The sequence below is a fragment of the Paenibacillus glucanolyticus NBRC 15330 genome, assembly GCF_004000885.1.
In the GTDB taxonomy this organism is placed as follows: Bacteria; Bacillota; Bacilli; order Paenibacillales; family Paenibacillaceae; genus Paenibacillus_AQ; species Paenibacillus_AQ glucanolyticus.
In genome coordinates this window covers 95080-120946 of the sequence record NZ_BIMC01000018.1, presented here as the reverse complement: position 1 = coordinate 120946, position 25867 = coordinate 95080, and the positions used below count along the sequence as shown (strand labels likewise).

Genomic DNA, 25867 nt, shown 5'->3' with positions numbered 1-25867 from the left:
CGATTTGAAGACAAAGGGCAATATGTTTGGCACCCAAGATGGCATTTCGATCACACCGAGTTTTTATTATGTAAATAAAGATGGCAGCGGACGCCAGGAGGTTGACTTGTATTATCACAGCGGGAACCGGAAGTTCATTCGCATCGGTTCGCCGCAGGATACGGAGAAGCGGTACGTTGTTTTGAATGAAAGGCTGCGCCATGTTCCGCAAGACGAACTGCAGGATACCGCCGCTTATCTGTATAACCATGGCGGTGCCCCGGCGGGGATGAGTGCAGCGACCTATGCGAAGCAGTATATGGAGAAAATTAGCAAGAGCAAAACCTGGGTGGGAAGGCTGGATTGGATGCTGCTTCCTTCCGGCATACGAACACTGATCGGGCCCAAGGCAGGTTTACCTGCCTCCGTTGACACCGAGCGTGCCAACGCTGCCATTCAGCGCTGGTACGGTGAATACAGTCTGCCTGCCGACGTATATGTCGTGAAGAAGGGAACCGATTTGGCGGCGTACGGACGGGCGAATCGTCTGGATGAGAAATCGGCGATATTCCTGAAAAAAGGGTATATTGTGGTGAATTTCAACCTGGAGACGATCCGAAACGGCAATACGGCCAAGCCGCATTTGCAATACATTCATGGCCCACTCATGAATCAGTGGCAGCTCGAAGGGTATAGCAATACACATACGGATCCCTACGGGAAGAGATTCAACCTGACAGACGGGGATGTTGTATTCTATCATGCGGATCAGTCCAGTAAAGGAGATTTCAAATCTCAGGTTCCTCACTGATCCAACCCACACTTCAATAACATCTAAAAACCAGCCATTGCCCGATTTCTCTGGGCAGCGGCTGGTTTTTATGCTGTTCCACTGATGAAAATTCATTCCCTTCACAGGTTACCGCTGCATTGAGGTGAACGACCTGTGAAGCATGGCTGTATGCTCTCATCCAATTTGCAGGATTTCCCCCTCCTATAGGAAGCGAATGGACCATAACAGGCATCGCATTCAGTCCCTTTTTCAATACGGGGGCCATCCCGCATTGTCATACAGATAGCGGACAAAAGCCATCGGATTGCGGTATGAGTTTTTCCACGCTTCTCCCATACCTGCCTCCAGGAAGCCATACCGTTGATCGCAGCCGTTGCATTCAATGAAATAGAGTCTTTCATCTTCCGTGATGCCAATGTCCAGTCCAAAATCGGCTGCATACGGAATAAACAAGGACAGGATGCGGGCGATATGCAGAGAAAATTCGGAGATACGCTCAAGGGTAGCTCCTACAGGTGCATGAGGCATACAGCGGGTCAGTATATCAGGCACCTGATAGGCTGAGCCTCCTTGAGCAATGTTGGAGACAAAGGTTTGGGGCGGTGAGGTTTTGGCGAACATGCCAGCAATCTCCCAGCCGCCGCTGCCTCCCCGCTGCACAGTGACCCTGATGTCAAAAGGACGTCCCCTGTATTCTGCCAGGGGGATGCGCTGCTGCGCTAGAAAGGGCGCGCGCCTGATCCTCTGGTATATCAGAGGATGAAGTCTCCCTTCAGCCAACGCTACCGTTCTCCAGCCTCTTGCAGAAGGCAAGGAACGGGAATAGGTCAGATGGGTGCGTCCAGGGCTCCTTTTTAACCGCATAATCCCAACTCCGACACTTCCGCTGCACGGCTTTAAGACGAGGTCACCGTGCTGACTCAGCATGGACCGAATCGAGAGAGGAGTAGCTTTTACCGTATGGGGCAAGGCGTGGGCCAATTCAGGATCCTGCTCCAGCATATGGTGAATCTTGTCTTTACCATAGCGGGTGCGCCCGTTAAACACATAGATTCCTTGTTGAATCAGGTGATCGATCAGCTTGAGTTCACGTCTGTTGTATATGGCTCGCATATGGATCGCACGGGGAATGGGAATATGCACTTTGGTGTATCCGGATGAAATCGGGATGTATCCTGTCACCTTTCCGGTATCCCGTGAAATATGATGAATGGTAAAAAAACAAGGAACCAGCCCGTACATGGCAGCGGCTTCTTCATAGTTAGCCAGTGATTCAGTGCCGATTCTCCCGCTGGAAATTCTGCGATACGTGTTGTTGTTGAGCAGAATGCCGACAAATTCCGGATGCATGGTCATCCTCCTTGTTACCATAGATCATGTAGTCTTTGTACCACATCGTATGCATAAGGAAGATTGTCCCGGATGGACGGGTGTCGCCCGTGGTTGGCCTATTCTTTATTATTAATATTAGTCACCAACAGCCCCCTATCCGGTATATGTTAAGGTATTAGGCCATACAAATGACGGGAGTGCGCCTTTTTGGAGACAGCATGCAAACACGACGGCTATAGAGCCAGGGTCTCCTTTGAAATCAATCAGCAGAGGTTTTTTCATATAGCTAAGTTGTGAGAAGGGTGTGGAGTTATGAGTTTGCGGAAGGTGGCGGTTGTGACGCCGGGGTCGTTTGTTATTCCATCGGGGAGGAGCAGCTCCGTGGAGCGTGTGGTGGAGCAGACCATTCCCTTGGCACAGGAAGTCATGGATGTGCGCATATTCGGAGTGTTGGGAAAAGGGCTTCCGTCCAAGGACGCGATCAACGGTGTACCGTGTTATCGACTTCCATCTGGAGCGAACTACTATCCTTCCTTGCTGCGCAGGCTTCAAAAATGGAGACCGGATATTATCGAAGTGCACAATCGGCCGCTGCTAGCCCAGCGCCTGAAGATGCATCTTCCTGATGTGAAGACAGTACTCAATCTCCATTCCAATACCTTCGTCACGCCTCCGTACATGAGTGAACAGCGGTTTGGGAACATTGCTCGCTGGATGGACGGGATTGTAGTCAACAGCCGTTTTCTACTGGAGGATATTACGACCAGGCATCCGTGGCTGTCGGATAAAATCACGATTAATCACCTCGGGGTTAGCCTTGAGCATTTTACCCCGCCCTTCAGCCCGGCTGCCAAGGCATTAAAGGAAGCAAGGCTTGCTCAGCACGGATGGAGCGGGCGGCGCATTCTCCTGTTTGCCGGACGGCTCATACCCGATAAAGGCGTCCACCACTTAATTGAAACACTGCCACAGATCATTGACAAGCATCCGGACGTGCTGCTGCTCATTATCGGGAGCGCAGCTTACGGCTCGGACCGTGAAACCGCTTATGTAAGGGAATTAAAAAGGGCTGCCAGGCCGTATCAGCAGTGGGTGTGCTTCCGCCCCTTTGTGCCTTATCCGGCTATAGCCGACTGGTACACGCTGGCGGATATCGTGGCTGTTCCATCTGCGCCCAGAGAGGCCTTTGGACTGGTCAACGTTGAGGCAATGGCGGCAGGCGTACCGGTTATCGCATCAAGCGCAGGAGGCATTCCGGAAATTGTAGAGAATGGGGTGACGGGTTACTTGGTTCAAAGCGATGATTTTCCTACCGGGCTTGCAGAGCAGATCAACAATCTGCTTCAGGACGAAAATCTTCGCAGACAGATCGGAATGGCTGGCCGTGAAACGGTGCGGCAGCGGTTCAGATGGAACCACACAGCAGAGCGCTGGGTCCATCTGATGCAGACCATCTGATGGAAACCGAGGGGACTGTGGCAGGAGCCCCCCTTGCCGAATAGGATGAAGTAACGATTAGAAGCAGAGGAGAGAGCCGACAGTGAACAAAGCCAGAAGGATCACCAGGGGAAGAGGGAAGAGATCGTACCGGCGATATCCTGGCCGTCTCAAAACATCCACGTTCAGAACGAGCGCGGATCATGGTGGAAGCGAATATGCCCTGGCCGATGATACGATCGGCGCCGCTCATCTTCGGCATCGCAGCGTAAGGAGTGAGGCGATTGAAGACTATTCCGTGTACAGCATTCATCTGTCCCCTGAATCGATTACTTCTTCTAAAATTGCAATCCATTCGGTGGATGTGGATCATTTGAACTTTAATCCGGTGCAAGGGACAACTGACAGGCCGTTAATGCAGCAGTTCGGCAATATACCGTTCGTGTTTCCGGAAGACGTGGACGACATCGATGTTGCCGTATCGCTTCAGTCTCCCTATGCCGACGCAAACTATGCGATGGTGGTATCGTGCAGCGATCCGGCATTTCAGGCGGGGGTTAGGTCACGGAACGAACTTCAGGCGGTAGTTGGCATTACAAGAAACGAAGGCAGTCAGCTAGCTGCCGGGTGGGTGTCGTGGATAGCGGTAGGCGGACATTAGGAGTGAAAAAAAGGGCGGGGAGGAAACTCCCCGCCCTTTTTGTGTGTACAGGTAGCAGATGGGGGATGAGCATGGCGCATAACCGTACATATGCCGTTACGGTGAGTGAGAGCAAACATACAATAGCATAGATTGCCAAGGAGCAAGTGACGTTACATGGGAGGAGGAGTACGAATATGCGTAATGTGCAGCGGTTAAGACCACGAAGATCGGTTGCACGGCGAGCCTCCAGAAGAGGAGTGCAGCCGACAGATCCGGCTAACCGTATAACCTACCGTCCTTCGGAACCACAGATCCCAAGAGATAATCATCCGAATCCGTTGGTATCCGTCATTATTCCGGCTATGAATGAAGCAGGCAAAATCGGTGCGGTGATAGCAGAGGCCCGGGCGGTTCACCCCGAAACGGAGGTTATTGTGGTTGCGAATGGATGCAAGGATCAAACGGCATCGGTCGCAGAGCGAATGGGAGCTAAGGTATTATCTTTTGCGGAGCCGCTCGGTAACGATGTTGGACGAAGTGTAGGCGCACAAGCAGCTAAAGGACGAATTCTTCTTTTTACAGACAGCGATATGGTTATTCCTTCTGGTGAATTAAGGCCATTCGTACAGGCGGTGCTGTCTGGTGTGGATGTGGCCCTGAACGATTACACCGGCCCTGTCGATCGGTCGCCGGTTCACCGGGTTATTCTTGCGAAATATACATTAAATTCGATTCTGGGCAGGTCTGATTTGCGGGGAGCGTCCATGACAGCCGTGCCGCATGCATTAAGCCGCCGGGCGCTCGATGTCATGGGTGCAAGGGAACTGTCGATTCCTCCCAAAGCGCAGGCAGCTGCGATGAGCCGGGGGCTGCGGGTGGAGGCGGTTTATCGCGTTGAGGTCGGACGCTTGAACCCGGGACGGACAACTGGCGGGGATCCGCTCGAAATGCTGGTGCTGGGCGATCATCTGGAAGCACTGGAAGCCGTGATTGCGGAGAGGGGCGTCCGCGGCGGATATCACGATGGAGGACGAAGACGGAGCTTGGTGAGGTGAGCACGTGCAGAAGGTAGTTTATAAAAAATCATTCCGATCAGGCCGTTACAGCCAAAGGCGTTCAAGAAAAGCAAAGGGCTCCCCCCGAGCCTCCACAGCCTTCCGATCCTCGCTGAGCAGTCGGTGGCAACGGCTGGCATGGAGTGCGGGAGGCATGGCTGGCAAAAGGAACAGGACTGTTTCCAGCAGTGCGGCTTCGGCTGCCTTTGGGCAGTGGTTGTATTCCAGTGGAATTCCCCGGCACCAATTCTACCATGTAATGCCGAGTGCAGCTGAAGCTTTCCGGCGCGGGTACGCCAGAAGCTCCAGGGAGCCTGTCCCCGCGCCACTGCTGCCGCCTCTGAACGGGCGCGTTTCCGTTATCGTGTCTGCCTGCAATGAGGCAAGCTCGATCCCGATGGTGCTGCGGGAGCTGAAGCGACTTCCATTCCATGAGATCATTGTGGTCGAGAATGGAAGTCAGGACCACACGTACGCTGCAGCACGTTCATTTGAAGGGGTCATTGTTGCGCATATTCCGGATCGTCTGGGGCATGACGTGGCCCGTGCCATGGGGGCCAAGATGAGCACTGGCGACATCATCCTGTTCATGGACGGGGATATGCCGGTATCTGCCGAGAAACTGAGCTCGTATCTGGTGGCGGCAGATCGGGGAGTGGATGTAGCTTTAAACGATATTATGCCGCTTCTGCCGGCTTTTGAACGACAAGATGAGGTTACCCGCTGTAAAACCTTTCTCAATCGAATGATGGGGCGCGATGATCTCGAGGCTAATTCTCTAACGGCTGTGCCGCACGCCATGACAAGGCATGCCATGGAGCGCATTGGGTATGGGAACCTTGCGGTTCCGCCCATGGCCCAGTCCCTGGCTATAAGACAGGGACTTCGGATTGAAGCGGTGCAGACGGTGGATGTTCTCAGTATGAACCGGAGAAGAAAAACGAACCGGGGCAAGGACAATCCGGTAGCAAGGCTGATCATTGGCGATCATGTTGAAGCGCTTGGAGAAACGATGAAAGACCTTGGCGCACGTCTTCAATGGGGACAGGTGTCACGAACGGAACTAGCCTTACGGAGGAACAGCCTATGAGCGGACTTACAAGCATTATTATCCCCACGTTTAATGGACTGCATCTGCTGCGAACTTGCGTGGATCATATTCGTGCTTATACTGATGTACCCTACGAGATTATCGTGGTAGATAACGGATCCCGGGACGGCACCGGCGAATATTGTCTTCGTGAGAAGCTGCTGCTGATTTCCCTGCCGGAGAACACCGGATTTCCCGTTGCGTGCAACCGCGGTCTTCGGATGGCTTCGGGTGACCAATTACTGCTGCTGAACAACGATGTCTTTGTCTCGCCTCGCTGGCTGACGTTATTGCTGGAGGCGCTGTACAGCCGGGAGGAGATCGGGATCGTTGGACCTGTAACGAATTACGCAAGCGGAATTCAGCAGGTGGAGGCAGGGTATACGGACATCACGGGTTACATCCATGAAGCGGAGCGCTGGAATGTGACGAATCCGGGGCGCTGGCAGGAAGTGAACCGCATTGTCGGACTATGTTATCTGTTTAAGCGCACGGTCATGAACCGGGTTGGACTGCTGGATGAAATGTTCTCGCCCGGTCATTACGAGGATGATGATTACTGTTATCGTGCCCGTCTTGGCGGGTTCAAGCTATTGGTCGCAGGCAACGTTCTGGTACATCATGAGGGCAGCGCGAGCTTCCGGAATCGGTTTCCGGGCGGGTTCCAGGACCTGATTGAACGAAATCGGAAACGGTTTGTGGAAAAATGGAACGTGGACCCATTACAATTCATCGAGGAGAGAGGTGACGCATCATGAAGGGCGTATTATTGGCGGGAGGAAACGGCACCCGGCTCCTTCCGCTAACGAAATATATGAATAAGCACCTGCTTCCGGTAGGAAAGTATCCGATGATTGCATATGGAATACACAAGCTCCAGCAGGCTGGCATTGATGACATTTTGTTAATTACCGGCTCCAAATCGGTTGGTCTGTATGCGGAGTATTTGGAGAACGGACGGAATTTCGGTGTCAATCTAACCTACAGGGTGCAGGAACAAGCGGGGGGTATCGCGGAAGCGCTGGAGCTTGCCAAGGGATTCATCCCGCCAGACGAGAAATTTGTTGTTCTCCTGGGGGATAACTTGTTTCAGGATGATTTAAAGCCCTTCATCCAGTGTTATACACAGCAGCCGCCTGGTACTGCAATGGTGCTGCTCAGCCCTACGGATAATCCTCATCGGTACGGCGTGCCTGTTTTTGCGGAGGATGGCAGTGGGAAACTGCTCTTCATTGAGGAGAAACCCGTAAATCCCCGGAGCCGTCATGCGGTGACCGGAATATATATGTATGACCATAGTGTGTTTGAAATCATCAGCCGAATCAGTCCGTCGGACCGAGGGGAATTGGAGATTACCGATGTCAATAATCTGTACGCAGCTGCTGGGACACTGGTGTATGACATTCTGCAGCAATGGTGGTGTGATGCCGGTACTTTTGAATCGCTGCAGGAGGCGGCTGTACACATGAAGGATGCATTGCCATGAAAAGACGACGTGCAGCGAGAGCCACGCTCAATACCACAGAGAAACGGGAAGGGGGATCCGGGGAGAGTTACCGAGCCGGTTACCAGGCAGGCTATGCACTGGGACTGAGGCTTGGACAGGAGGATCGAGGCAGTGTATTTGATGGAACGAGCATTATAATTCCTGCCCATCCGCATCATGATTCAGCCGTTCAAGTCATTCAGCATGTGGAGACCATGACCCCCCACCTGTATGAAGTGCTTGTTGCAGATGCTGGGGCCACACCGGCCACGAGACGGTATATTCTTGGACGGAGCGGAGCCATACGGCATATTAAGGGGAAGAGCGGCGACAATCTTGCTGTTGTCATAAACAGGGCCATCTCCACATCGCTTGGTGAATATATCGCCGTATTGGCTTATGATGCTCCGAATCTGGACAACTGGCTGGGGGTACTGATAAGGGAGCTTGAGCGCGAGCCTGCTATCCGAATGGTCTATGCCAGTTCCGGGGGCTTGACGACGACACAAGAGGCGGCACAGCAAGTCCCGCTTTCCGGACAGAAATTAAGCTGCTTGCTGTTCAGGCGTAAACTTCCGGAAGAGATCGGATTGTGGATGGAGGATATCGGTTCTGCAGAGAATAGCATGCTCAAATGGCTGGAACGGATACCGGTGGAGCAGAGGTCCAGAATTGAGGCATCCACCGTATTTGCAGGAGGAAAGTTATAGCGGGTGTTTTGCACGGAGAATCCGTTCTCCGCATATGCTGAACAGATAGAAGAGTGAAGGGGAGTACCGACGTGGAAAGCAAAATTGATGATATGATTGCGCATCTTTCACATTCTCAGCAGCAGCTGGCCCGGATATTGGAAGCTCAGCGCCATGCTGCTGTTCGCATGGCTCAAATTATACATTCTCTTCCTGATTATGAACTTCAGCTTGCTGAAGGATCAAGATCATCTGGAGGGCATACGGTACAAGTTAATCGCAGTATCGTGTCTTATCTGAATGCGATGGCGGACCTGCAGCAAACGGCGGCGGACAGCTTGGAGATTGTATTAAAGGAACTGAGAGAGCAGGATGAAGAATAACCCGGTATCATTACCGGATGACAGAGGCGGGAGTGCAGTTGAGCAAAGAAGAGTCTTTGATGCGTATGCTGGAAGCGGCCGTCGCCATTCAGCGCGAGACCTCTCTGATCCTGGAGGGCAAGGCCGTCGAAGCGGAGAAGGTTCGTCAATGGGTGTTGTCCCAAGAGCCCTCAATGGGCGGATTGAAGGATTCGCTGGTCATTCATGAGCAGATTGTGGAGCAGATCGAGGGACTGACGCGTATCGGATCAGGTCTATGCCGAAATCTGCGAGTGGCTTTAGGTACCGAGGATCAGGCTGCCAGCGGAGGTTTTGACGAGTTTGATTTTGGAGAATCGGACTGATGATTACACGTACCCACCGGGAACATACAGCAAGAGTGGCCATGATCTCATCCATTGCCAGAAGTCAGGAGGCGCTGGCAGACATACTTCAGAACATTGCAGAGGTTTCTGCTCATTCTGATGTGACCGCGCGAAAGCTTGCAGAGAATATTCGATTATTGACCGGCTACCAGTCGGTCATGACTGAAATGCTGACAGGAATTCCCTTGAACCGGACCCAATGGGGATCTCCTTCATCCCCATGGCTTGCGGTTGGACGCATAGCCAACTCTAGTACAGCAGCACAGGAAGAATCAAAGGACTCAGGAGGTTAAAGGATGAAAGTGAAATCAACGGTTTTACGAACGCGAAGACGTACACGTCCTATCGGCAGCAGAAAAATATCCTCAGCTGTAAGACGTTTGAAGGTCGTAAAGGGCGTGAGACGGCGTCGTGGCGTCAGCTCCAGCTTACGTAAACGTCGCGGAATCCGGGGGCGCTACCGTTTAAGAAGAAGCGGACGCGTGTTCTTTCCGGCCTCTTCCCAAGCGTATAATCAGGGCTACAATCAGGCCTATGATGAAGGGTTTAAATCGGGTTTTGCACAAGGATACGAAGACGGTCAAATCCCACCTGCGCCGGTATGACGGCAGGCAGGGCGGCTCTCACGGAAGGCTTGAATCCGTGGGAGACCGCTCTTTTTTATTTTTTTGCCAATCCTGTCATGACCAGGCTAGACGTAAGGGCATCCGCCAAATTCCCCGTCTCAGGGACAGTCGTCCATGATGCATTCGTCCTCTTGGCATATAGTTATATGAACCTTTGTAAATCCCATAAGAGACAGGGTGGAAATGGTGAGTTTATCGAAGCGTACAGGTCAGAAGGAGGGCTACCGGGAAGGTTACAGTGAAGGTTACCGTTTGGGTGGGTGCCGTGCGCTGATCGATCGTATTCCAACCGAGCCCCCGCCATATTTCAATGTGAAGGTCATGTATGTCCCCCAAGGCTTTGAATCCATTGATGAAGGAGTATCCAGCGGACTTGGTAAAATCGTCAGGGAATGCATCGTCGTACGTCCGGAACAGGTGCTGGAAGCAGCCTTGCAGCAGAGACCGGATATCATTCTGGTCATGAACGGTCTGCATGTTTTTCCGGATGATTTTCAGCATTCGATGACTCAGCTCCGCGAAGCAGGCTTCCGAACGGCCATCTGGTTTGTGGATGATCCGTATTTCACAGAGGAAACACCGGGGCTGGCACAACACTTTGATGTTGTGTTCACGCATGAGCTGAGCTGTGTTCCATTATATCAAAGTGTCGGGGTGAGGGAGGTTTATTATCTTCCTTTGGGGGTTCATCCGGAGCTGTTTACCCCGTTGATGGCAGGGCCGGCTTATCGTTCGGACATTTGCTTCATCGGGAATGCGTTTCGAAACCGTGCGGCCTTGTTTGATGAATTGGCACCGTTCTTGAAGGGAAAGCAGGTTCGCATCATCGGAGGCTACTGGGAGCGGCTTGCCCGCTATAAAGAGCTCTCCCCCTTCATACACAGCGGTTTCATACCGCCTGCGGAAACCGTGAAATTCTACAACGGCGCCAAAATTGTAATCAACCTGCACAGGCCAACCCAGAGCGGTGATGACAACCGCAACAGCCTGAATTTACCGGGCCGTTCGATCAATCCGCGGACATTTGAGATCAATGCTTGCGGAACACTGCAAATTACGGATATCCGGGAGGATCTGAGCCATTATTACACGCCTGGGATCGACATCGAGACCTTTGGTTCTGTCCAAGAATTGAAACATAAGATTTCCTATTATCTTTCTCAGGAGGATCAGCGTAGAAGTATAGCGCAGCGAGCGCTGCAGACGACCATGACGAGACATACGTATGTTCACCGACTGCCTGAACTTCTGACATTGATCGAGGCCCAACGTTTGAATTAGCAAGTTGTCCGAGCAAATATCAGGGAGGAGCGAAGCGGATGCCTAAAAGTTTAGCTGCCGGACCCCGTCGGTCCGCCGTATCCGATGCATATGGACGAGGCAGGAATGCAGGTATGCACGCCGGATATGATGAGGGGTATTTTCGAGGGAAATCACAGGGTATCGTTAACCGGGTTGTCTATACGCCGCCTGTGAGGGATATCCATGTGTTGTTTGTCAGCTCGGGAAAAGGATTTCCTTACTCGCCGATTGACGAGGCGATTATTGGTACACTGCACGGCATGGTACGCCAGGTTTCATTGACGGATGCCAAGCAGGACGTAGCTGCAGAAGCAAGCCGTACGCGGCCGGATCTTGTACTGGTGCTTGACGGCATGTATTTGCCTGTGGAACAGATGGATGCGGTTCGGGCCATGGATATTCGGACGGCCGTCTGGATGACGGACGATCCGTATTATACGGATATGACCGTAGACTGGATCCACCACTACGATTATGTATTTACACTGGAACTGAACTGCGTGGCCCATTATCAGAACTTAGGCTGCTCCCAGGTTCACTATTTGCCGTTTGCCGCGTTTCCCGTACACTATCGTCCGATTGCCATGCCGGGAGCAGCTAAGCGGGATATCGGTTTTGTTGGTACAGCGTATCCGAAGCGAATTCAGTTTTTTGAGCCCATTATGGACCAATTGATGGCACACCGGACCTTTATTAACGGTAACTGGTGGGAGAAATTCCCGGGTTACGGCCGATTTAACAACCAGATTGAGATCAACAAGTGGATGGGTCCGGCGGAGACTGCGGACGTATATAACAGCGCCAAGATTGTTATCAATTTGCACCGTGCGGTGGATGACGATGAAATCAATCAGAACAGCGGACATATACCGGCGGCTTCCCCGAATCCGCGTACGTTTGAGATTAGTGCTTGCGGCACGCTTCAGCTCTGCGATGAGCGGTCAGATCTGGCGCGGTTCTATACACCAGGTGTGGAGATTGACACCTACCGGTCTCAGGGTGAGCTGCTGGAGAAGGTAGAGTACTATCTTGCTAACGACCACCTGAGAAAAGAGATCGCACATCGTGCCCTGGAGAGAACCTATCAGGAGCATACCTATGCACACCGCCTGAATACGCTCTTCTCGGTTATCTTTCCTTGATCCTGGCTCAGAAATAGTTCAATGATGGGGGAACAAGCGTCGTTACGGTGTCTTTGTTTTTCTAATATATTGTACCAACTGGGTGAAAAGGAGGTGGATCGCATCCGGTACTGCCACAATCACGGTTACTGTAGATGCGGATAATACCGATGGCCTTTAAACCGAAAATGTTGATTTTTTCACACGTATCCAATCCATCCAGCATTACGGGAGCGGAGAAGCTGCTTCTGTTCTTCTGCGGACAGATGACTCCTTATTTTGATTGCGTTCTGGTTGCACCGAACGAAGGCCGGCTGACTATATTGGCGAGACAATCCGGGATTACGGTCAAAATCCACAGAATTCCATTGTTTCACAGCGTGTATACACCGGGTTCCAATCTTTTGGCCGAAGCCAATAAGCTGATGGCAACATCGGTTTTCCGTGGATTGATGAAATGGATTGCAGGTGAGGCCCCGCAGGTAATTCTGACAAATACGTGTGTGCACTTTATGCCGGCAGCAGCGGGCAAGAGACTTGGAATTCCCGTAGTATGGCAATTGACCGAAAAAATTACGGAAAACGGGAACGCCCATTTGGCCACTTCGTTAATCCATCAGTACAGCAACTGGCTGGTCAGCATTTCCGAATCCGTAGCCGAGAGTTTCCCGGTGGAAGTCAGGCAGTCCAAAATGACGGTACTCCCTCCATCCTGGATTGAGTCTGATATTCAGCCAGCCGCATGGGCGACAACGAGAGCTTCCTTTCGCGGCAGTCTCGGCATCACTGCAAATCAACCGTTAATTGGTATGATTTCTTCATTTCTGATCGAGAGCAAAGGGGTGCATCACTTCATAGACATGGCGCTTTCGCTCAAGGATGCTTACCCCGACGCAGCCTTTCTCATCGTTGGGAGTGCGCTGAATCCGGATTATGACATATTGTGCCGCGATCGCATTGCTTCGGCGGGAGCTCAGCATCGTTTCATATTTGCCGGATCTCAAGACGATATCACTCAAGTATATTGTGCCCTTGATGTCGTGGTGGTACCGAGTCTGATACCGGAGGGATTCGGATTAACGGCTCTGGAGGGGCTGCTGCACGGGAAGCCGGTTGTAGCCTACGCATCAGGAGGACTTCAGGAGGTCCTGACGGCTGCCGGATCCCCGCATCTGCTCGCGATTCCCGGGAGCCCGGCCTCACTGGCAGAGAAGGTGAGGTTCATCCTGGATCAGCCGGATCGGGGCGAGGCTCTGGGTATGCAGAACCGCCTTCAGATCCAGGCTGTATTTGGTCCAGAGGTGTACGGAATGCGATTGAACGGCATGGTTTCACGCTGGATGAATGAATATCCTGCATGGTTTCAGGTGACGGCAAGACAGGTGAAGCGCCGGGTTGTTCCGGCGAGACGACGTAAGCAGAATAGCCGCAGGAAGAAACGAAGTGCTGCTGTTGCGCGTCGGTTATTCGTTCGTAGACGAACCAAGAGACCGGAAGGCAGGGCGACCAGGCGACGGGCATCAAGGCTTAGACTACGCAGAACGTCCGCAAGGCGACGAAAGGCATGAGACGAGGTCAACAGCAGAGCGGTGAACGGTCTAGGCTTACTTCAAAAAGTCCGCTTCCGTTCTGCTGTCTCACGAAAGCGAGAAGAATGGTCGTGCTACGGAGTTATCGCCTTCGGATCTGTGATTAAGTTGGCAAGGGAGAATCCGATATGAAAGTCATGACGATCTTGGGTACGAGGCCCGAAATTATCCGATTAAGCTTGATCATTCCTCTTCTAGACCAGTATGCAACGCGGCATGTGCTTGTGCATACGGGACAAAATTTCACCAATACCTTAAGCGGGGTCTTCTTCTCGGAGATGGGGCTCCGCAGTCCGGACTATGTGCTTCAGGACCGCCAGGCCACGCTGGGAGGCCAGTTGTCCGTTATGTTCAGCCGAATGGAGGAAATATTGGAACAGGAGCAGCCGGACACGGTTCTGCTGCTGGGTGATACAAACAGTGCGTTATGTGCTGTGCTGGCAGAGCGTCTGGGATACCCGGTGGTGCATATGGAAGCCGGCAACCGCTGCTTTGATCTGGATGTGCCTGAAGAGAAGAACCGCAAAGTCATAGATGCGGTGTCCTCCATCAATATGCCCTATACAAACTACAGCAAGAATCATCTGCTTCGAGAGGGAGTGCCCAGTCAACGCATTGTCCTGACAGGGAACCCGATCTATGAAGTGATGAAGCATTACGAAGGCCAGGTCAATCAGAGCCGGATTATGGAGAAGCTGTCGCTCTCCCCCCAGCAATATTTTCTGATTACGATACACCGTTCAGAGAATGTGGATCGACCTGAGAATTTGACGGAAATATTAAATGGGTTAAATGCGGTCGCTGAAACGTTCGGAAAGCGACTCATATGCAGTTTGCATCCCCGGACGGCCTCGCGTCTTGAAGGGGCCAAGGATGTTCAACTTCATCCGCTTATTGAATTTCATGAGCCATTCGGCTTTTTTGATTTTGTACGACTCGAGAAAGAGGCACTCTGCGCGATCACGGACAGCGGTACGGTGCAGGAGGAGTGCTGCATCATGCACGTTCCTACGGTAACGGTTCGCCGGACGACGGAGCGGCCGGAAACTGTGGACTGCGGAAGCAACATCGTCTCCGGTTTGAATGCTGAGCGTATCCATGGAGCGGTCAAACTGATGACGCAGCTGGGTCGTGACTGGGTGTGCCCTGAGGGGTATTTAGCGGACAATGTGTCGCGTACCGTCGTAAAATATGTGCTTGGAGGGAAAGTGAATGTTCACTAATCAACGGATTTTGGTGACTGGCGGCACAGGCTCTTGGGGACATGAACTGATCACGCAGCTTCTGCCGCTAAATCCTAAGCAGGTCATCGTTTATTCCAGAAGCGAGGCTACGCAGGTGGCTATGGACCGTGAGTTTGAAGATCCAAGACTCACTTTCCGAATCGGAGATATTCGCGACAAGGAAGCTCTAACAGCAGCCTGTCAGGATGTGGATTATGTATTCCATCTGGCGGCACTGAAGCACGTTCCTGTGTGCGAAGAGCATCCCTATGAAGCTCTGAAAACCAATGTGGTCGGCACACAGCATGTCATTGAGGCTGCTATTGAAAATCAAGTGAAAAAAGTGATCTATATTTCAACGGATAAGGCAGCGAATCCATCCAACTTTTACGGCATGACCAAAGCGATTGGCGAGAAACTGATCGTGTATGCTAATCTGTTGAGTAGGCACACCAAATTTGTCTGTGTGCGGGGTGGAAATGTTCTTGGAACGAACGGAAGCGTCGTTCATGTATTCAAGAATCAGATCCGGCAGAAGGGTCAGATCAGCATCACGGACCATAACATGACCCGATTTTTCCTGACCTTGAAGGATGCGATATCCCTGCTGTTCAAGGCATCGATTGAAAGTGTAGGCGGCGAAATTTTTGTTATGATGATGCCGACCTGCCGCATTGTGGACTTGGCAGAAGTACTGATAGATGCTTCTGGCAGAAGCGACGTTACACTGGTCGAAACGGGAATTCGGCCGGGTGAGAAGATTCATGAAATTCTTATGAGTGATTTTGAAAGCTTGACTACGGTGGTTTATGATGATGAATACCTGGTCATATTGCCGACACTCGAAATTCCCGATCTGAAGGAGCGGTATCAGGGCTTATCCAAAGTATCCTTCAACAGCTTCAGCTCGGAGCATCAATTAATGACCAAGGCCGAGATACGCGAAATCCTTCAACGCGGAGGATTCTTGCCATGAAGATGCTCATTCTCGGGGGCAACGGTATGGCGGGACATATGCTTGTTCAGTACTTTCAGTCGTTCGGCAAGCATCATGTCTTTTACACGACCCGGGACAGACATGATTCACAAGGCCTTGTGCTGGATGTAACCGATATGAGTGCCGTGGAGCATATAATCAAAGCGGTTCGGCCGCATATGATCATCAACGCTGTAGGTGTTTTGAATCAACGGGCAGATGATGACAAAATTAATGCATATCATATCAACGGATTTTTGCCTCATCGTCTGCGGTATTTAGCGGACGCCATATCGGCCCGACTTATTCATATCAGCACGGATTGCGTGTTTCTCGGAGACAAAGGGGGTTATCGGGAAGACGATCTTCCCGATGGCGTGACTTCCTATGCGTTAACGAAAGCACTGGGCGAAGTGCAGGACCCGGATCACCTAACGATTCGCACCTCCATTATAGGACCCGAAATCCGGCAGAGTGGAATCGGTTTGTTCAACTGGTTTATGAAGCAGCGAGGTCAAGTTTCCGGTTATCGTGCCGTGCAGTGGAACGGGGTAACCACGCTTGAGCTTGCTAAAGCGATCGAGTTCTTCATGAATAAGGACGTCGGGGGTCTGATACATCTCGGACATCCGAATCCGGTAAGCAAATACGATCTGCTGCTGCTGTTCAAGGACATATGGGGAAAACATGATGTTGTTGTAGTGCCAACCGACGATATGGTTCAGGATCGGACTCTGCGAAGCACACGGCTGGATGCGTTATATCCATTCCCGGATTATGTTCAAATGTTAAAGGAGATGTACGCATGGCAGCAGGATCATTAAAGGATCAAAAAATTCTCATAACAGGGGCAGCAGGTTTTACCGGCTTGCATGCTTGCGACTATTTCGTCCGGCAGGGATGTACCGTTATTGCTGCCGGGCGGAACAAGCAGGCGCTGGGGTCCATACAAGGCGTCATTCCGGCCGTGTGCCATCTCGAGAACCGTGAACAGGTGGATATTCTGATTCAAGAGAGCCTTCCTGATTATATTTTGCATTTAGCCGGAAAAAATTCAGCTTCAGAGTCCTGGAAACAACCGGCTTCTTACATGGAGAGCAACGTGATGGCCACCATATACCTTCTTGAAGCGCTGAGGCAGCACTGCCCCGATAGCCGTTTGGTTATGGTAGGCTCCAGGTTAAGTGTGGACCCTGCAAAAGGTGCGGCTGCCGTTCCTCATCCTTACAGCCTCAGTAAAACCTTTGCCAGCTGGTCCGCAGCTGCCTGGCATGGTTTGTACAACCAGCATATCGTTCTGGCTGAGCCGTCCAATCTGATTGGCCCCGGCGAATCAACAGGCTTCTGTACGCTGCTTGCCCGCTATATTGCGGGTTATGAAACAGGTCGAAATTTTCCGTTGTTCCGTATAAGCTCTCGCTACGAATCAAGGGATTTCCTGGACGTTCGGGATGCGGTAGCAGCTTACAGCATATTGCTTCAAGAGGGCACTCCCGGGATGACCTATCCGATCAGTTCCGGTACGGAACATACCCTTGGTGAGCTCGCTGAGGCACTGCTCCTGCATACACAGGCAGCCGTGCCGATGGATTGGGGTCCCGAATCCGCTCCCCTCTCATTAGATTCATTAAATAAAGGAACCGGGGGGCAGCAGGGTACCGAGCTTCTTAAAGCGCTGGGCTGGAATTCACAGTACCCTCTGGAGCGGTCGCTGGCCGATATTATGGATTATGCCAGAATACAGGCACAGCCGTCCTCTTCATAATAGAACAATCAAACGCCGATGGATCGATCATGATCTGATCGGTGTTTTTTTGTACATAAAATTAGGCATGATAAGCAGTAATCTTCCATGTTAAAACCTTTCAGCATACCGATTCCGGCGCAAGGTCATCCTAAACGATGTTAATACACCTATTATAGAGATGGAGGATGAATCATGATTAAATCCAAAGCCCTCAACCTGACCGTCTCCACAGCATTGCTCCTCAGTATGGCTGCGGTAGCAGGATGCGGCAACACCACAGACGGCAACACGACACGTACAAACAACGTGGACAAGGGTCGTGTTGGTGTGAACTCCGTGCGTAACAACAACCAGCACGTTCGCAGTACCCAGCAGCATGACCTGACAAACCTGAAGTACAGCAAGACGCTGTCCCAAAAAGTGTCGGATATTAGTGGCATGGGTCCTGCACATGTATTCGTAACCAATCACAGCGCGTATGTTTCGCTGCCCAAAGAGGGCGCGAACACCAACAGCATTGATGGACATGTTACGGGTATGAGCACGGCAAACCGTTCTGACGGCCGTTCAATGACAGGCATGAACAAAACGAATGTGAGGAACCGTACGTTTAACACTTCGGGTACAGGCAGTGTTGGGCTTCTGAGCAATATGGCTAGAGGCACAGAGCGTGTCGTGGAGAATACCACTCGTGCTGTAGAAAACACAACAGGTCTTGGCCGAACCGCCGATAACCGCGGCTTTGGCGTTAACGGAACGACGACGAATGGCGGTTTTGGCGGCAGCAACTATAATACGTTAAACGGAACGCGCAATAACGGACTTATGGGTACTAACGGAACTCGTACCAATGATTATATGGGGTACGGCACGCGTACCAACAGTCTTACCGGTACCGACGGGACGGTAAACAATACTCATATGGGAACTGGCATCAATGGAGTGCCTTATGGAACTTACGGAAACAACATGGGCATGATGAGCGCTCGTGAAGAGGTTCCTCAGCATGTGCGTCATGAAATTACGAACAAGATTCGTAAAACCGCTCCACATATCAGTCAAGTATATGTTTCCACAGATGAGGGATTTTATCAGCATGCCAAAGGTTTTGTAACGGGGGGTAACGCCAAGAATACGGTTGGAACACTATCCCGTGATTTTGGGTCATGGATTAACCGTGTGTTCCCGCTTAATGTAGGAACTCGTGATGGTATGAATGATACACGCGGCAACATGACTAAAAATGATACGGACGACGGTTGGTTTGGCGGCAATCGAAACAGCCGGTAAAATTTTTATACAAAAAGGAGCTGCCCTGTAGGATTGAAATCATCCTATCCTAGGCGGCTCCTTTGCTATTTATAATGAATGCTATATCTTAATGTTTGCGCTGTCCTTGAATCCATACTCCTTGCAGCTCAAGATCGCTGGAAAGAACGAGGATGTCGGCGAGTTTGCCGGCTTCAAGCGATCCCGTGCGATCGGCGATGCCAATTTTTCTGGCTGGATTCATACTTCCGATGGTGGAGGCCTGCTCAATGCTGAGTCCAACCTCCCGAACCAGCAGCTGGAACCCTTTAATCATCGTTAATGTGCTGCCCGCGAGACTGTCTCTGTTATGCTTGAGCGTGGCAATGCCCTTCTCAACAACAACGGGCAGATCACCCAGCGTATATTCGCCGTCAGTCATGCCGGTAGCCGACATGGCATCCGTGATGAGAATCAGATTCCCATCCTGCTTCATGCGGGCCAGTATCCGAATTGCCGCGGGGTGGACGTGGATGCCGTCTGCAATGATTTCGCAGCTTAACCGATCATCGCTAAGCATCGCACCAACCACGCCAGGCTTGCGGTGGTGAAGCCCTGTCATCGCATTAAACGTGTGCACGCCATGACTAAGGCCGGCCTCGACAGCGGCTTCTACTTCCTCATAGGTTGCATCCGTATGACCCAGGGCAGCCACGATTCCGTGTTGATCCAGCCACGAGATTGCCTCTAGTGCCCCTTCACGCTCGGGTGCAAGGGTGACCTGACGAACCAGCCCCGGATATTGAGATACCCATTCTTCCAGCCACCTGATATTCGCGTGGACGATATGCTCAGGATTTTGCGCACCTGGCCATTTTGGGCTGATAAACGGGCCTTCGAGATGGACGCCTTCCAGTTTGGTATAAGACATGCCCTGATTACGATAGTCGCTTACTTCCTTCAGTACCCGATCGATTGCTTCTTTAGGCGCAGTCATCGTGGTAGCAAGCATCGCCGTGGTGCCCTGAGAGCTGTGGAAGGATGTAATTTGATCCAAAACATCCTTCGTTGCGTCCATAAAATCCTCACCGTTACCGCCGTGAACATGGATGTCAATAAAGCCAGGTACGATATAGCCATCGGGCTGATGGATAACCTCTGCGGCTGCCTGTTTAAGGCTTGCAGGGAGCTCGGAAACATCACCAGCGTATGCGATGTTCTCGCCTTGAATGGCCAGCACACCGTCTGTACGGATGCCCCTGGGCGTCAGTACTTGACCATACAACAATTGGACAGCATTCTTGGCTTCGCTGCTCATACCAGCAATCTCCCTGCGCCTTGATCCAACAGCACAACAACGTTCGGATGGCACTGAAGAAGTGATGCCGGACACTCGGTCGTGATAGGCCCTTTCAACGCACGATGTACAATCTCGGCTTTATCTTCTCCCCGGACGAGAAGGAGGATTTGGCGGGCTTTGAGGATGGTAGCAACCCCCAACGTGATGGCGTGGGTCGGAACATCCGCAAGCGTTGGGAAGAATCTAGCATTGGCGTTTCGAGTTTTCTCTTGAAGCTCTACCAGATGAGTCCCGCCGCTGAGGCTTTCACCCGGCTCGTTAAAACCGATATGTCCGTTATGTCCAATGCCGAGGAGTTGGAGATCAACAGGTCCAAATTCTTCAAGCATTTTATCGTAATTCAGGCATTCCTCTTCCGGATTGGCCGCATTGCCATTCGGCACATGAGTCCGTTCGATCTGGATATCTACATGGTTGAAGAATTTTTCATTCATGAAGGTGCGGTAGCTCTCCGGATGATTCTCAGGCAGGCCCACATATTCGTCCAGATTATATGTTGTGGTCTGCGCGAAGCTGACAAGCCCTTGACGGTGCATCTCAATCAACTTGGCATAGAGCCCAACGGGTGTGCTGCCTGTAGCCAGTCCCAGTGTAGCGCGCGGATTGGTGTGCAGCAAACTGGTGATCAGGTTTGCTCCCGTTTGCACGAATTGTTCTTCATCGCGGAATGTGTAAATATTCATTAGTTATTGTCCTCCTCGGCTTTTGCGATAGTTTTGAACATTAAGATATGACTGCTCCAGACGGGGAACATACGTGGAGAAGTCCCGACTGGCCATACCCATGAACAGAATGTCTATAATGTGAAGCTGGGCAATGCGAGAGGCCATGTCACCTCGGCGCATTCCTTCCTCCAGCGAGGACGAATACAGTGTAATGTCCGCCATGGAGGAGATGGCACTGCTTCGGTAGGAAGTAACGCTGATCGTAAATGCGCCTGTGTCTTTGGCACACGCCAACGCATCGATGGTTTCCGGCGTTTCGCCGGAGTATGAAACGGCCACGGCAACATCACTTGAAGTCAGCGTGGATGCTGAGGTGATCTGCATGTGGGAGTCTGCAAAAGCGGTGCAGTTTTTCCCGATCCGGATCAGCTTCTGGTAAAAGTCCTGTGCCACAATAGAGGACGTTGCCACACCATACAGGTCAATGCGTTTTGCCCGGCATAGGGCATCCACTGCGCGCTCCAGCTGCCCCAAATCCAGAAGCTCTGTCGTATCCCGAATCGACGTCAGGTGATTGGATTCAATCGCCTCTACGATTCCGGCAAGCGGATTGCCTGCAACGATGTCCTGATAACGGGTGCTTCCTGTGCGTGAAGCCAACTCGGCATGGGCGATCTCTGCGGCAAGCTTGAGCTTGAAATCAGGATATCCCTTGCACTGAAAGTTCTTGCAAAAGCGGGTGACTGTGGCAGCGCTGACCTCGCACTGATCTGCAAGATCTTTAATGCCCATATGCACAATCTCGGATGGAGCTGTCAAAATAAACTCTGCGAGCCGTCGTTCCTGACGGGGCAGGCTTTCCTTTTCGACAGAGATAATATGCAAGATTGGTGTCATCAAAAGCCTCCTTCAAGGTTCCCGGTGAGCTTATTTGTTGGGCATAACGGATGGGATCTGATTTGAAAATTATTTTTAAAAAAAGGAAAAAATAAAGAAAATAATTTTTACTCCCCCACATCATAAAGGAACCTTCGGGAGGAATCAAGGATAAAAATCATCAACATGAACCCAGCGCCCAAATTGATGGCCCCTTCCGCACCTTCCCCCCTTCTCCAACATAAGATGAGTTGACTGTATCCCTTACCCTTGTTAGACCACACATACCCGGGCAAGGAGGGGTGACACCATTGAAGGGGACCGACCATAATAGCAAGTTCTTGTTAACCCACCGTGAACGCGAAGTATTTGAATTGCTAGTGCAAGACAAAACGACTCGCGATATCGCCGGGCAGTTGTTTATTAGCGAGAAGACGGTGCGTAACCACATCTCCAATGTCATGCAGAAGCTAAATGTTAAGGGCCGTTCGCAAGCTGTCGTTGAGTTGATAAAACTCGGTGAGTTGAAGATCTGACACCATGCCGGTTGCACGTAACGAAAGCACAGCGAAAGCCTTCCTTCCCGATTCTTACCGGGATTGAGAAGGCTTTTTTGTGTTAAAATGGATGGGAGCTGCTTCTTAATAAATGGCAACGGGTTTGGTGCGTAACTACATATCGGATGTCATGTGAAAATGAATCGGGTAGACTAGCTATTTAGTACAAATAGCCTGCACATGTTGGAGGTGGAATAAACGTGGGATGGATATTGGGAATCATGGTCGTTGTCATCCTTGTTGTCTTCGCCGTTACAGGAATGAAGCGTAAGTCGAGCAGCGTTAGGGGAAGCAACGTCATCCAGTTAAAATCAAAAGCAAACGTGAAAATCGGCAGCGAAAATAACGCTCAGCCCTGCAGTCGATGCCGACACAAGCGCCAACTGACCTTCTGCGCGGATGATGCCGGTGCCGTAAGAGGTTTATGTAACGAATGCAGAAGAGAGCTTGAACAGCATCAGGAATTATATCCGGTATAGCCCATCATATGGAGCTATATCATAAGAGGAAGTGCGAGGGAAACCTAAACCGCGCGCTGCCTCTTTTTTTAGTGAAAAAGTACATGTAGATGCAACCCGCTTCGGGTTGACGAGGACTCCCTAACTTCGGCAAGATTGTGTATAGTGAATAACAGTTCCTAGTCGAAAGGGAGTGTGAGAACTTGAACAGGTTTGGCAGGCTGAATACACTGCGGAATCAAATCTTCCTTGGATTTATGCTGGTGATGATCATTGTGCTGGCATTAGTCGGGGTTTTTGTATACGACCAGGTATCCGTACTGCTGCGCAACAGCGCCGAGAAGCATATTCAGCAGACGGCTGTGCAGGCAACAGGCAAGCTGGATGCGCTGCTCAAGCAGGTGGATACACTCACGGCGCAAATTTCTACCAACGCAACGGTTCAGCGCTATCTGGCACAGGAAACTGCTGGCAAGCCGATCAGCTTCGGAGAACGGCAATCGCTTCAGCAGGAGGTCCGCAAGTATGAATCTTACGCTACAGGCATTCGTTCACTTGAATTATATACGACGGACTACCGGCGGCTGTTTCCGCTGGATGAAGGCAGTCTGACGAGCCGGGTCGGGGTCGATTGGATCTTGGCGGCCGATGCGGGAAAGGGGAGGCTGGTTTGGTTCGGACAGGATCCGAAGGACCCGGACGTGGTGGTGGCTGTTCGGAGAATCCGGCTGATTGACCATTCCTTTGCCCATGGCGGATACCTGCTTGTGAAGCTGGAGAAGGATTATTTTGCGCTTGCTGATTCCACTGGCGGCACGGCTGGCGATTCGCGTGAAACGATGGGGCTGTTTGATCAGGCGGGAAATGAAATATCATCGGATTTTGCGACAGCGGTGGACGCGAAGGATGTTCTGCATCGTGAAGGGGAGACGGTTGCCATTGGCAATGAGGACTTCATCGCCGTACAGAAGCAGTCGGAGGCGACAGGGTGGAACCTGGTCATCCTGACGCCTGTGGATTATACTACCGAAGGCATAGCGGTACTGCGGACCGCGATTATCGTATCCGGGGGCGTCGGTGCGCTGCTGTTTCTATTCTTAAGCTTTATCCTGACCACCATGATCATCCGTCCGATTTTGAATCTGATCAAAGCCATGCGCGGCGTAAGGCTGGGAACCCTTAAACCGATTCCGGTCACCTCGAAGACAATGGAGATCAATGAGCTTAACAATTCGTACAACCAGATGGTTGACTCGCTGAACGAATTAATCGAGGTTGTATACGAGAAGGAGATTATTCAGAGCCGAACGGAGCTTAAGGCTCTGCAAGCGCAGATCAATCCGCACTTTCTTTTCAATACTTTGGAAGCGTTTTACTGGGCCTTGGATGATCAGGGGGAAGAGGAACTGGCTCAAATCGTGGTCGCGATGTCTGGATTGTTCCGTTATGTTATCAACAGAAAAGACGAGGATGAATGGGTGTCAATCCGGGATGAGCTTGACCATGCGGAGCGTTATTTGATGATTATGAAAATGCGGATGCTGGACAGGCTGTCCTGGAGAATTGAGGCAGATGAAGCAAGCCGTCATGTGCCGATTCCAAAGCTGCTGATTCAGCCAATCGTGGAGAATGCGATTCTGCACGGGGTGGAGCAAAGACTGGGTCCAGGCACCGTAATCGTACGTGCACAAGCTGCTGATCATCCGGGATACACGGTCATCTCAATTACCGATGACGGTCCCGGCATGGATGAGGAAACGGTAGCCACTCTTTATTCATCGATGGAAAAAGGTTATGCGGCATCCTCTAAAAACAGCGGGGTCGGCCTTGCCAATGTAGAGCAGCGAATCCGGCTGTACTACGCTTCCGAGCAAGCCGGTCTGCACATTGACAGCGTGGTTGGTCAGGGAACCACCATCTCATTTGAAATACCGAATGATTTTCCGGCCATAAAGGGGGAGGGGGAAGAGCATGAAAACGATACTGATCGTTGATGATGAACCGAGAACGAGAGAAGGCGTAAGGAAGACGCTGGAGGCTTGGTCATCCGGCCGCTGCCGGATAACAACGGCTGCAAGCGGTGTAGAGGCGCTCCAGTGGCTGCAGGAGCAAGTGGCTCACCTGGTGGTGACCGATATCCGCATGCCTGAGATTGGAGGACTTGAGCTTATTGAAAGATTGCATGAATTAGAGCATCCCCCGGTCATCATCGTGATATCCGGCTATTCGGAATTTGATTATGCCCGTAAAGCACTGCAGTACGGCGTGGTGGATTATCTCCTGAAGCCGCTGGATAAACGAAAACTGGTAGCCGCAGTAGAGTCAGCGCTCGAGCGCGGGGATAAACTAGAACGGATTGAGCGAATGGAGAAACTGGTGGATCCGAAACTGCTGGAGGCAGCACAGCAGGATAAGGGATACAGCATCCAGGTGCAGGAAGCACTGAAGTATGTAGACCTGCATCTTCAGGATTCGGTATCGCTGAAGGAAGTGGCCGAGGTGCTGCACCTGAACTCCAGCTATTTCAGCGTGTTATTCAAAGAGCAGACAGGGCTCACCTTCAGTGAATATATGACGCGCCGCAGAGTGCAGAGGGCCAAGGAGCTGCTGGCCGGCACAGCGCTGCCTGTCTCAGAGATTGCGGAGAAGGTGGGTTACCAGACGTCAAAATATTTTGTGAAAGTGTTCCGCGACCTTGAGGAAGTAAGCCCGAGCCAATATCGCCAGAGCGTATCGGACAGCGGAGAAGAAATCTAATAATAGTGGAATTAGTCCCAATCGTTATGACCTTATAGAATCATCCCCTCACTGATACAATTTGATTAAAGCGGTTTCATTACGCGAACAGCATACTAGAAAAGGGGTTG

General features: G+C 51.5%; 27 protein-coding genes and 1 pseudogene. 24 read left to right on the top strand and 4 right to left on the bottom strand.

The window, feature by feature from the left end; translation table 11 throughout:
- A pseudogene (locus PGL02S_RS21985) lies at window positions 1–790 on the top strand (DUF5704 domain-containing protein); the annotation flags it as partial.
- Window positions 791–1021: 231 nt separating this feature from the next.
- Here PGL02S_RS21985 and PGL02S_RS21980 read toward each other — a convergent pair.
- Entirely contained in the window at window positions 1022–2122 is a 1101-nt protein-coding gene (locus tag PGL02S_RS21980) for a YheC/YheD family endospore coat-associated protein (protein WP_036641325.1), read from the bottom strand.
- A 294-nt stretch (window positions 2123–2416) separates the two neighbouring features.
- Here PGL02S_RS21980 and PGL02S_RS21975 point away from each other — a divergent pair, with 294 nt between their 5' ends.
- The 19 genes from PGL02S_RS21975 to PGL02S_RS21885 all read left to right on the top strand — a co-directional run bounded on the left by PGL02S_RS21975 (window position 2417) and on the right by PGL02S_RS21885 (window position 19126).
- Window positions 2417–3562: a glycosyltransferase family 4 protein gene (locus tag PGL02S_RS21975; RefSeq protein WP_006208711.1), complete on the top strand. Its 1146-nt coding sequence runs from the start codon at window positions 2417–2419 to the stop codon at window positions 3560–3562.
- Window positions 3563–3644: 82 nt separating this feature from the next.
- On the top strand, window positions 3645–4202 hold the full coding sequence (locus tag PGL02S_RS21970; RefSeq protein WP_036641327.1) for a WIAG-tail domain: 558 nt from the start codon (window positions 3645–3647) through the stop codon (window positions 4200–4202).
- Between the two features lie 176 nt (window positions 4203–4378).
- On the top strand, window positions 4379–5239 hold the full coding sequence (locus PGL02S_RS21965; protein ID WP_081742794.1) for a glycosyltransferase family 2 protein: 861 nt from the start codon (window positions 4379–4381) through the stop codon (window positions 5237–5239).
- A 154-nt stretch (window positions 5240–5393) separates the two neighbouring features.
- Window positions 5394–6329, top strand: a complete 936-nt coding sequence (locus tag PGL02S_RS21960; RefSeq protein WP_036641328.1) for a glycosyltransferase family 2 protein — start codon at window positions 5394–5396, stop codon at window positions 6327–6329.
- Entirely contained in the window at window positions 6326–7087 is a 762-nt protein-coding gene (locus tag PGL02S_RS21955) for a glycosyltransferase family 2 protein (RefSeq protein ID WP_006208715.1), read from the top strand. Before PGL02S_RS21960 ends, PGL02S_RS21955 begins: the two co-directional genes overlap by 4 nt.
- Complete coding sequence (locus tag PGL02S_RS21950; protein WP_006208716.1) at window positions 7084–7815, top strand: sugar phosphate nucleotidyltransferase; 732 nt, start codon at window positions 7084–7086, stop codon at window positions 7813–7815. The genes PGL02S_RS21955 and PGL02S_RS21950 overlap by 4 nt, the downstream gene beginning before the upstream one ends.
- Window positions 7812–8525, top strand: a complete 714-nt coding sequence (locus PGL02S_RS21945; protein ID WP_036641330.1) for a glycosyltransferase — start codon at window positions 7812–7814, stop codon at window positions 8523–8525. Before PGL02S_RS21950 ends, PGL02S_RS21945 begins: the two co-directional genes overlap by 4 nt.
- Before the next feature lie 71 nt (window positions 8526–8596).
- Window positions 8597–8887, top strand: a complete 291-nt coding sequence (locus PGL02S_RS21940; protein WP_036641331.1) for a hypothetical protein — start codon at window positions 8597–8599, stop codon at window positions 8885–8887.
- Window positions 8888–8904: 17 nt separating this feature from the next.
- Window positions 8905–9231 (top strand): hypothetical protein, encoded by a 327-nt coding sequence (locus tag PGL02S_RS21935; RefSeq protein ID WP_231888029.1) that lies wholly within the window; start codon window positions 8905–8907, stop codon window positions 9229–9231.
- Window positions 9231–9545, top strand: a complete 315-nt coding sequence (locus PGL02S_RS21930) for a hypothetical protein (protein ID WP_006208720.1) — start codon at window positions 9231–9233, stop codon at window positions 9543–9545. Before PGL02S_RS21935 ends, PGL02S_RS21930 begins: the two co-directional genes overlap by 1 nt.
- 3 nt (window positions 9546–9548) lie before the next feature.
- Complete coding sequence (locus tag PGL02S_RS21925; RefSeq protein WP_006208721.1) at window positions 9549–9857, top strand: hypothetical protein; 309 nt, start codon at window positions 9549–9551, stop codon at window positions 9855–9857.
- A 204-nt stretch (window positions 9858–10061) separates the two neighbouring features.
- A complete protein-coding gene (locus PGL02S_RS21920) occupies window positions 10062–11159 on the top strand; it encodes a CgeB family protein (RefSeq protein WP_036641333.1) in 1098 nt (365 codons plus the stop codon).
- A 38-nt stretch (window positions 11160–11197) separates the two neighbouring features.
- Window positions 11198–12322 carry a CgeB family protein gene (locus tag PGL02S_RS21915; protein WP_006208723.1) on the top strand — a complete coding sequence of 375 codons (1125 nt, stop codon included), beginning with the start codon at window positions 11198–11200 and terminating at the stop codon, window positions 12320–12322.
- Window positions 12323–12456: 134 nt separating this feature from the next.
- Window positions 12457–13869, top strand: coding sequence for a glycosyltransferase family 4 protein (locus PGL02S_RS21910; protein ID WP_244892245.1), 1413 nt, complete (start codon window positions 12457–12459; stop codon window positions 13867–13869).
- 149 nt (window positions 13870–14018) lie between these two features.
- The gene (wecB, locus tag PGL02S_RS21905; protein WP_036641334.1) at window positions 14019–15113 is read left to right on the top strand and encodes a non-hydrolyzing UDP-N-acetylglucosamine 2-epimerase; all 1095 of its coding nucleotides are present in this window, start codon (window positions 14019–14021) and stop codon (window positions 15111–15113) included.
- Window positions 15103–16089, top strand: coding sequence for a polysaccharide biosynthesis protein (locus PGL02S_RS21900; protein ID WP_036641335.1), 987 nt, complete (start codon window positions 15103–15105; stop codon window positions 16087–16089). The genes wecB and PGL02S_RS21900 overlap by 11 nt, the downstream gene beginning before the upstream one ends.
- Window positions 16086–16913, top strand: coding sequence for a dTDP-4-dehydrorhamnose reductase family protein (locus PGL02S_RS21895; RefSeq protein ID WP_036641336.1), 828 nt, complete (start codon window positions 16086–16088; stop codon window positions 16911–16913). The genes PGL02S_RS21900 and PGL02S_RS21895 overlap by 4 nt, the downstream gene beginning before the upstream one ends.
- Window positions 16895–17854 carry an NAD-dependent epimerase/dehydratase family protein gene (locus PGL02S_RS21890; RefSeq protein ID WP_036641337.1) on the top strand — a complete coding sequence of 320 codons (960 nt, stop codon included), beginning with the start codon at window positions 16895–16897 and terminating at the stop codon, window positions 17852–17854. Before PGL02S_RS21895 ends, PGL02S_RS21890 begins: the two co-directional genes overlap by 19 nt.
- Before the next feature lie 174 nt (window positions 17855–18028).
- On the top strand, window positions 18029–19126 hold the full coding sequence (locus tag PGL02S_RS21885) for a YhcN/YlaJ family sporulation lipoprotein (protein ID WP_006208728.1): 1098 nt from the start codon (window positions 18029–18031) through the stop codon (window positions 19124–19126).
- Between the two features lie 88 nt (window positions 19127–19214).
- Here the strand turns inward: PGL02S_RS21885 and nagA are convergent, their stop codons facing one another.
- Genes nagA through PGL02S_RS21870 form a run of 3 tightly spaced genes read right to left on the bottom strand, consistent with a single transcriptional unit; the run spans window position 19215 to window position 22006 of the window.
- A complete protein-coding gene (gene nagA, locus PGL02S_RS21880) occupies window positions 19215–20402 on the bottom strand; it encodes an N-acetylglucosamine-6-phosphate deacetylase (protein ID WP_036641338.1) in 1188 nt (395 codons plus the stop codon).
- Window positions 20399–21127 carry a glucosamine-6-phosphate deaminase gene (gene nagB / locus PGL02S_RS21875; protein ID WP_036641339.1) on the bottom strand — a complete coding sequence of 243 codons (729 nt, stop codon included), beginning with the start codon at window positions 21125–21127 and terminating at the stop codon, window positions 20399–20401. The genes nagA and nagB overlap by 4 nt, the downstream gene beginning before the upstream one ends.
- A gap of 3 nt (window positions 21128–21130) precedes the next feature.
- Window positions 21131–22006: a MurR/RpiR family transcriptional regulator gene (locus PGL02S_RS21870; protein ID WP_006208731.1), complete on the bottom strand. Its 876-nt coding sequence runs from the start codon at window positions 22004–22006 to the stop codon at window positions 21131–21133.
- Between the two features lie 290 nt (window positions 22007–22296).
- Between PGL02S_RS21870 and PGL02S_RS21865 the strand changes: the two genes are divergently transcribed.
- From PGL02S_RS21865 to PGL02S_RS21850, 4 genes are all read left to right on the top strand, one after another.
- Complete coding sequence (locus PGL02S_RS21865) at window positions 22297–22521, top strand: helix-turn-helix domain-containing protein (protein ID WP_006208732.1); 225 nt, start codon at window positions 22297–22299, stop codon at window positions 22519–22521.
- A gap of 221 nt (window positions 22522–22742) precedes the next feature.
- Complete coding sequence (locus PGL02S_RS21860) at window positions 22743–23021, top strand: hypothetical protein (protein WP_036641340.1); 279 nt, start codon at window positions 22743–22745, stop codon at window positions 23019–23021.
- Between the two features lie 182 nt (window positions 23022–23203).
- Window positions 23204–24994, top strand: a complete 1791-nt coding sequence (locus PGL02S_RS21855; protein WP_036641342.1) for a sensor histidine kinase — start codon at window positions 23204–23206, stop codon at window positions 24992–24994.
- Window positions 24972–25757 carry a response regulator transcription factor gene (locus tag PGL02S_RS21850; protein ID WP_006208735.1) on the top strand — a complete coding sequence of 262 codons (786 nt, stop codon included), beginning with the start codon at window positions 24972–24974 and terminating at the stop codon, window positions 25755–25757. Before PGL02S_RS21855 ends, PGL02S_RS21850 begins: the two co-directional genes overlap by 23 nt.
- Window positions 25758–25867 lie beyond the last annotated feature (110 nt).

Bases quoted from the DNA above. Each gene is read 5' to 3' on its own strand.
- PGL02S_RS21920 (WP_036641333.1), top strand. From the start codon at position 10,062: ATGGTGAGTTTATCGAAGCGTACAGGTCAGAAGGAGGGCTACCGGGAA.
- PGL02S_RS21980 (WP_036641325.1), bottom strand. From the start codon at position 2,122: ATGCATCCGGAATTTGTCGGCATTCTGCTCAACAACAACACGTATCGC.
- PGL02S_RS21925 (WP_006208721.1), top strand. From the start codon at position 9,549: ATGAAAGTGAAATCAACGGTTTTACGAACGCGAAGACGTACACGTCCT.
- PGL02S_RS21885 (WP_006208728.1), top strand. From the start codon at position 18,029: ATGATTAAATCCAAAGCCCTCAACCTGACCGTCTCCACAGCATTGCTC.
- PGL02S_RS21930 (WP_006208720.1), top strand. From the start codon at position 9,231: ATGATTACACGTACCCACCGGGAACATACAGCAAGAGTGGCCATGATC.
- PGL02S_RS21890 (WP_036641337.1), top strand. From the start codon at position 16,895: ATGGCAGCAGGATCATTAAAGGATCAAAAAATTCTCATAACAGGGGCA.
- PGL02S_RS21910 (WP_244892245.1), top strand. From the start codon at position 12,457: ATGCGGATAATACCGATGGCCTTTAAACCGAAAATGTTGATTTTTTCA.
- PGL02S_RS21945 (WP_036641330.1), top strand. From the start codon at position 7,812: ATGAAAAGACGACGTGCAGCGAGAGCCACGCTCAATACCACAGAGAAA.
- PGL02S_RS21935 (WP_231888029.1), top strand. From the start codon at position 8,905: ATGACAGAGGCGGGAGTGCAGTTGAGCAAAGAAGAGTCTTTGATGCGT.
- PGL02S_RS21895 (WP_036641336.1), top strand. From the start codon at position 16,086: ATGAAGATGCTCATTCTCGGGGGCAACGGTATGGCGGGACATATGCTT.
- PGL02S_RS21965 (WP_081742794.1), top strand. From the start codon at position 4,379: ATGCGTAATGTGCAGCGGTTAAGACCACGAAGATCGGTTGCACGGCGA.
- PGL02S_RS21850 (WP_006208735.1), top strand. From the start codon at position 24,972: ATGAAAACGATACTGATCGTTGATGATGAACCGAGAACGAGAGAAGGC.
- PGL02S_RS21975 (WP_006208711.1), top strand. From the start codon at position 2,417: ATGAGTTTGCGGAAGGTGGCGGTTGTGACGCCGGGGTCGTTTGTTATT.
- nagA (WP_036641338.1), bottom strand. From the start codon at position 20,402: ATGAGCAGCGAAGCCAAGAATGCTGTCCAATTGTTGTATGGTCAAGTA.
- PGL02S_RS21900 (WP_036641335.1), top strand. From the start codon at position 15,103: ATGTTCACTAATCAACGGATTTTGGTGACTGGCGGCACAGGCTCTTGG.
- wecB (WP_036641334.1), top strand. From the start codon at position 14,019: ATGAAAGTCATGACGATCTTGGGTACGAGGCCCGAAATTATCCGATTA.
- nagB (WP_036641339.1), bottom strand. From the start codon at position 21,127: ATGAATATTTACACATTCCGCGATGAAGAACAATTCGTGCAAACGGGA.
- PGL02S_RS21960 (WP_036641328.1), top strand. From the start codon at position 5,394: ATGGCTGGCAAAAGGAACAGGACTGTTTCCAGCAGTGCGGCTTCGGCT.
- PGL02S_RS21870 (WP_006208731.1), bottom strand. From the start codon at position 22,006: ATGACACCAATCTTGCATATTATCTCTGTCGAAAAGGAAAGCCTGCCC.
- PGL02S_RS21955 (WP_006208715.1), top strand. From the start codon at position 6,326: ATGAGCGGACTTACAAGCATTATTATCCCCACGTTTAATGGACTGCAT.
- PGL02S_RS21915 (WP_006208723.1), top strand. From the start codon at position 11,198: ATGCCTAAAAGTTTAGCTGCCGGACCCCGTCGGTCCGCCGTATCCGAT.
- PGL02S_RS21950 (WP_006208716.1), top strand. From the start codon at position 7,084: ATGAAGGGCGTATTATTGGCGGGAGGAAACGGCACCCGGCTCCTTCCG.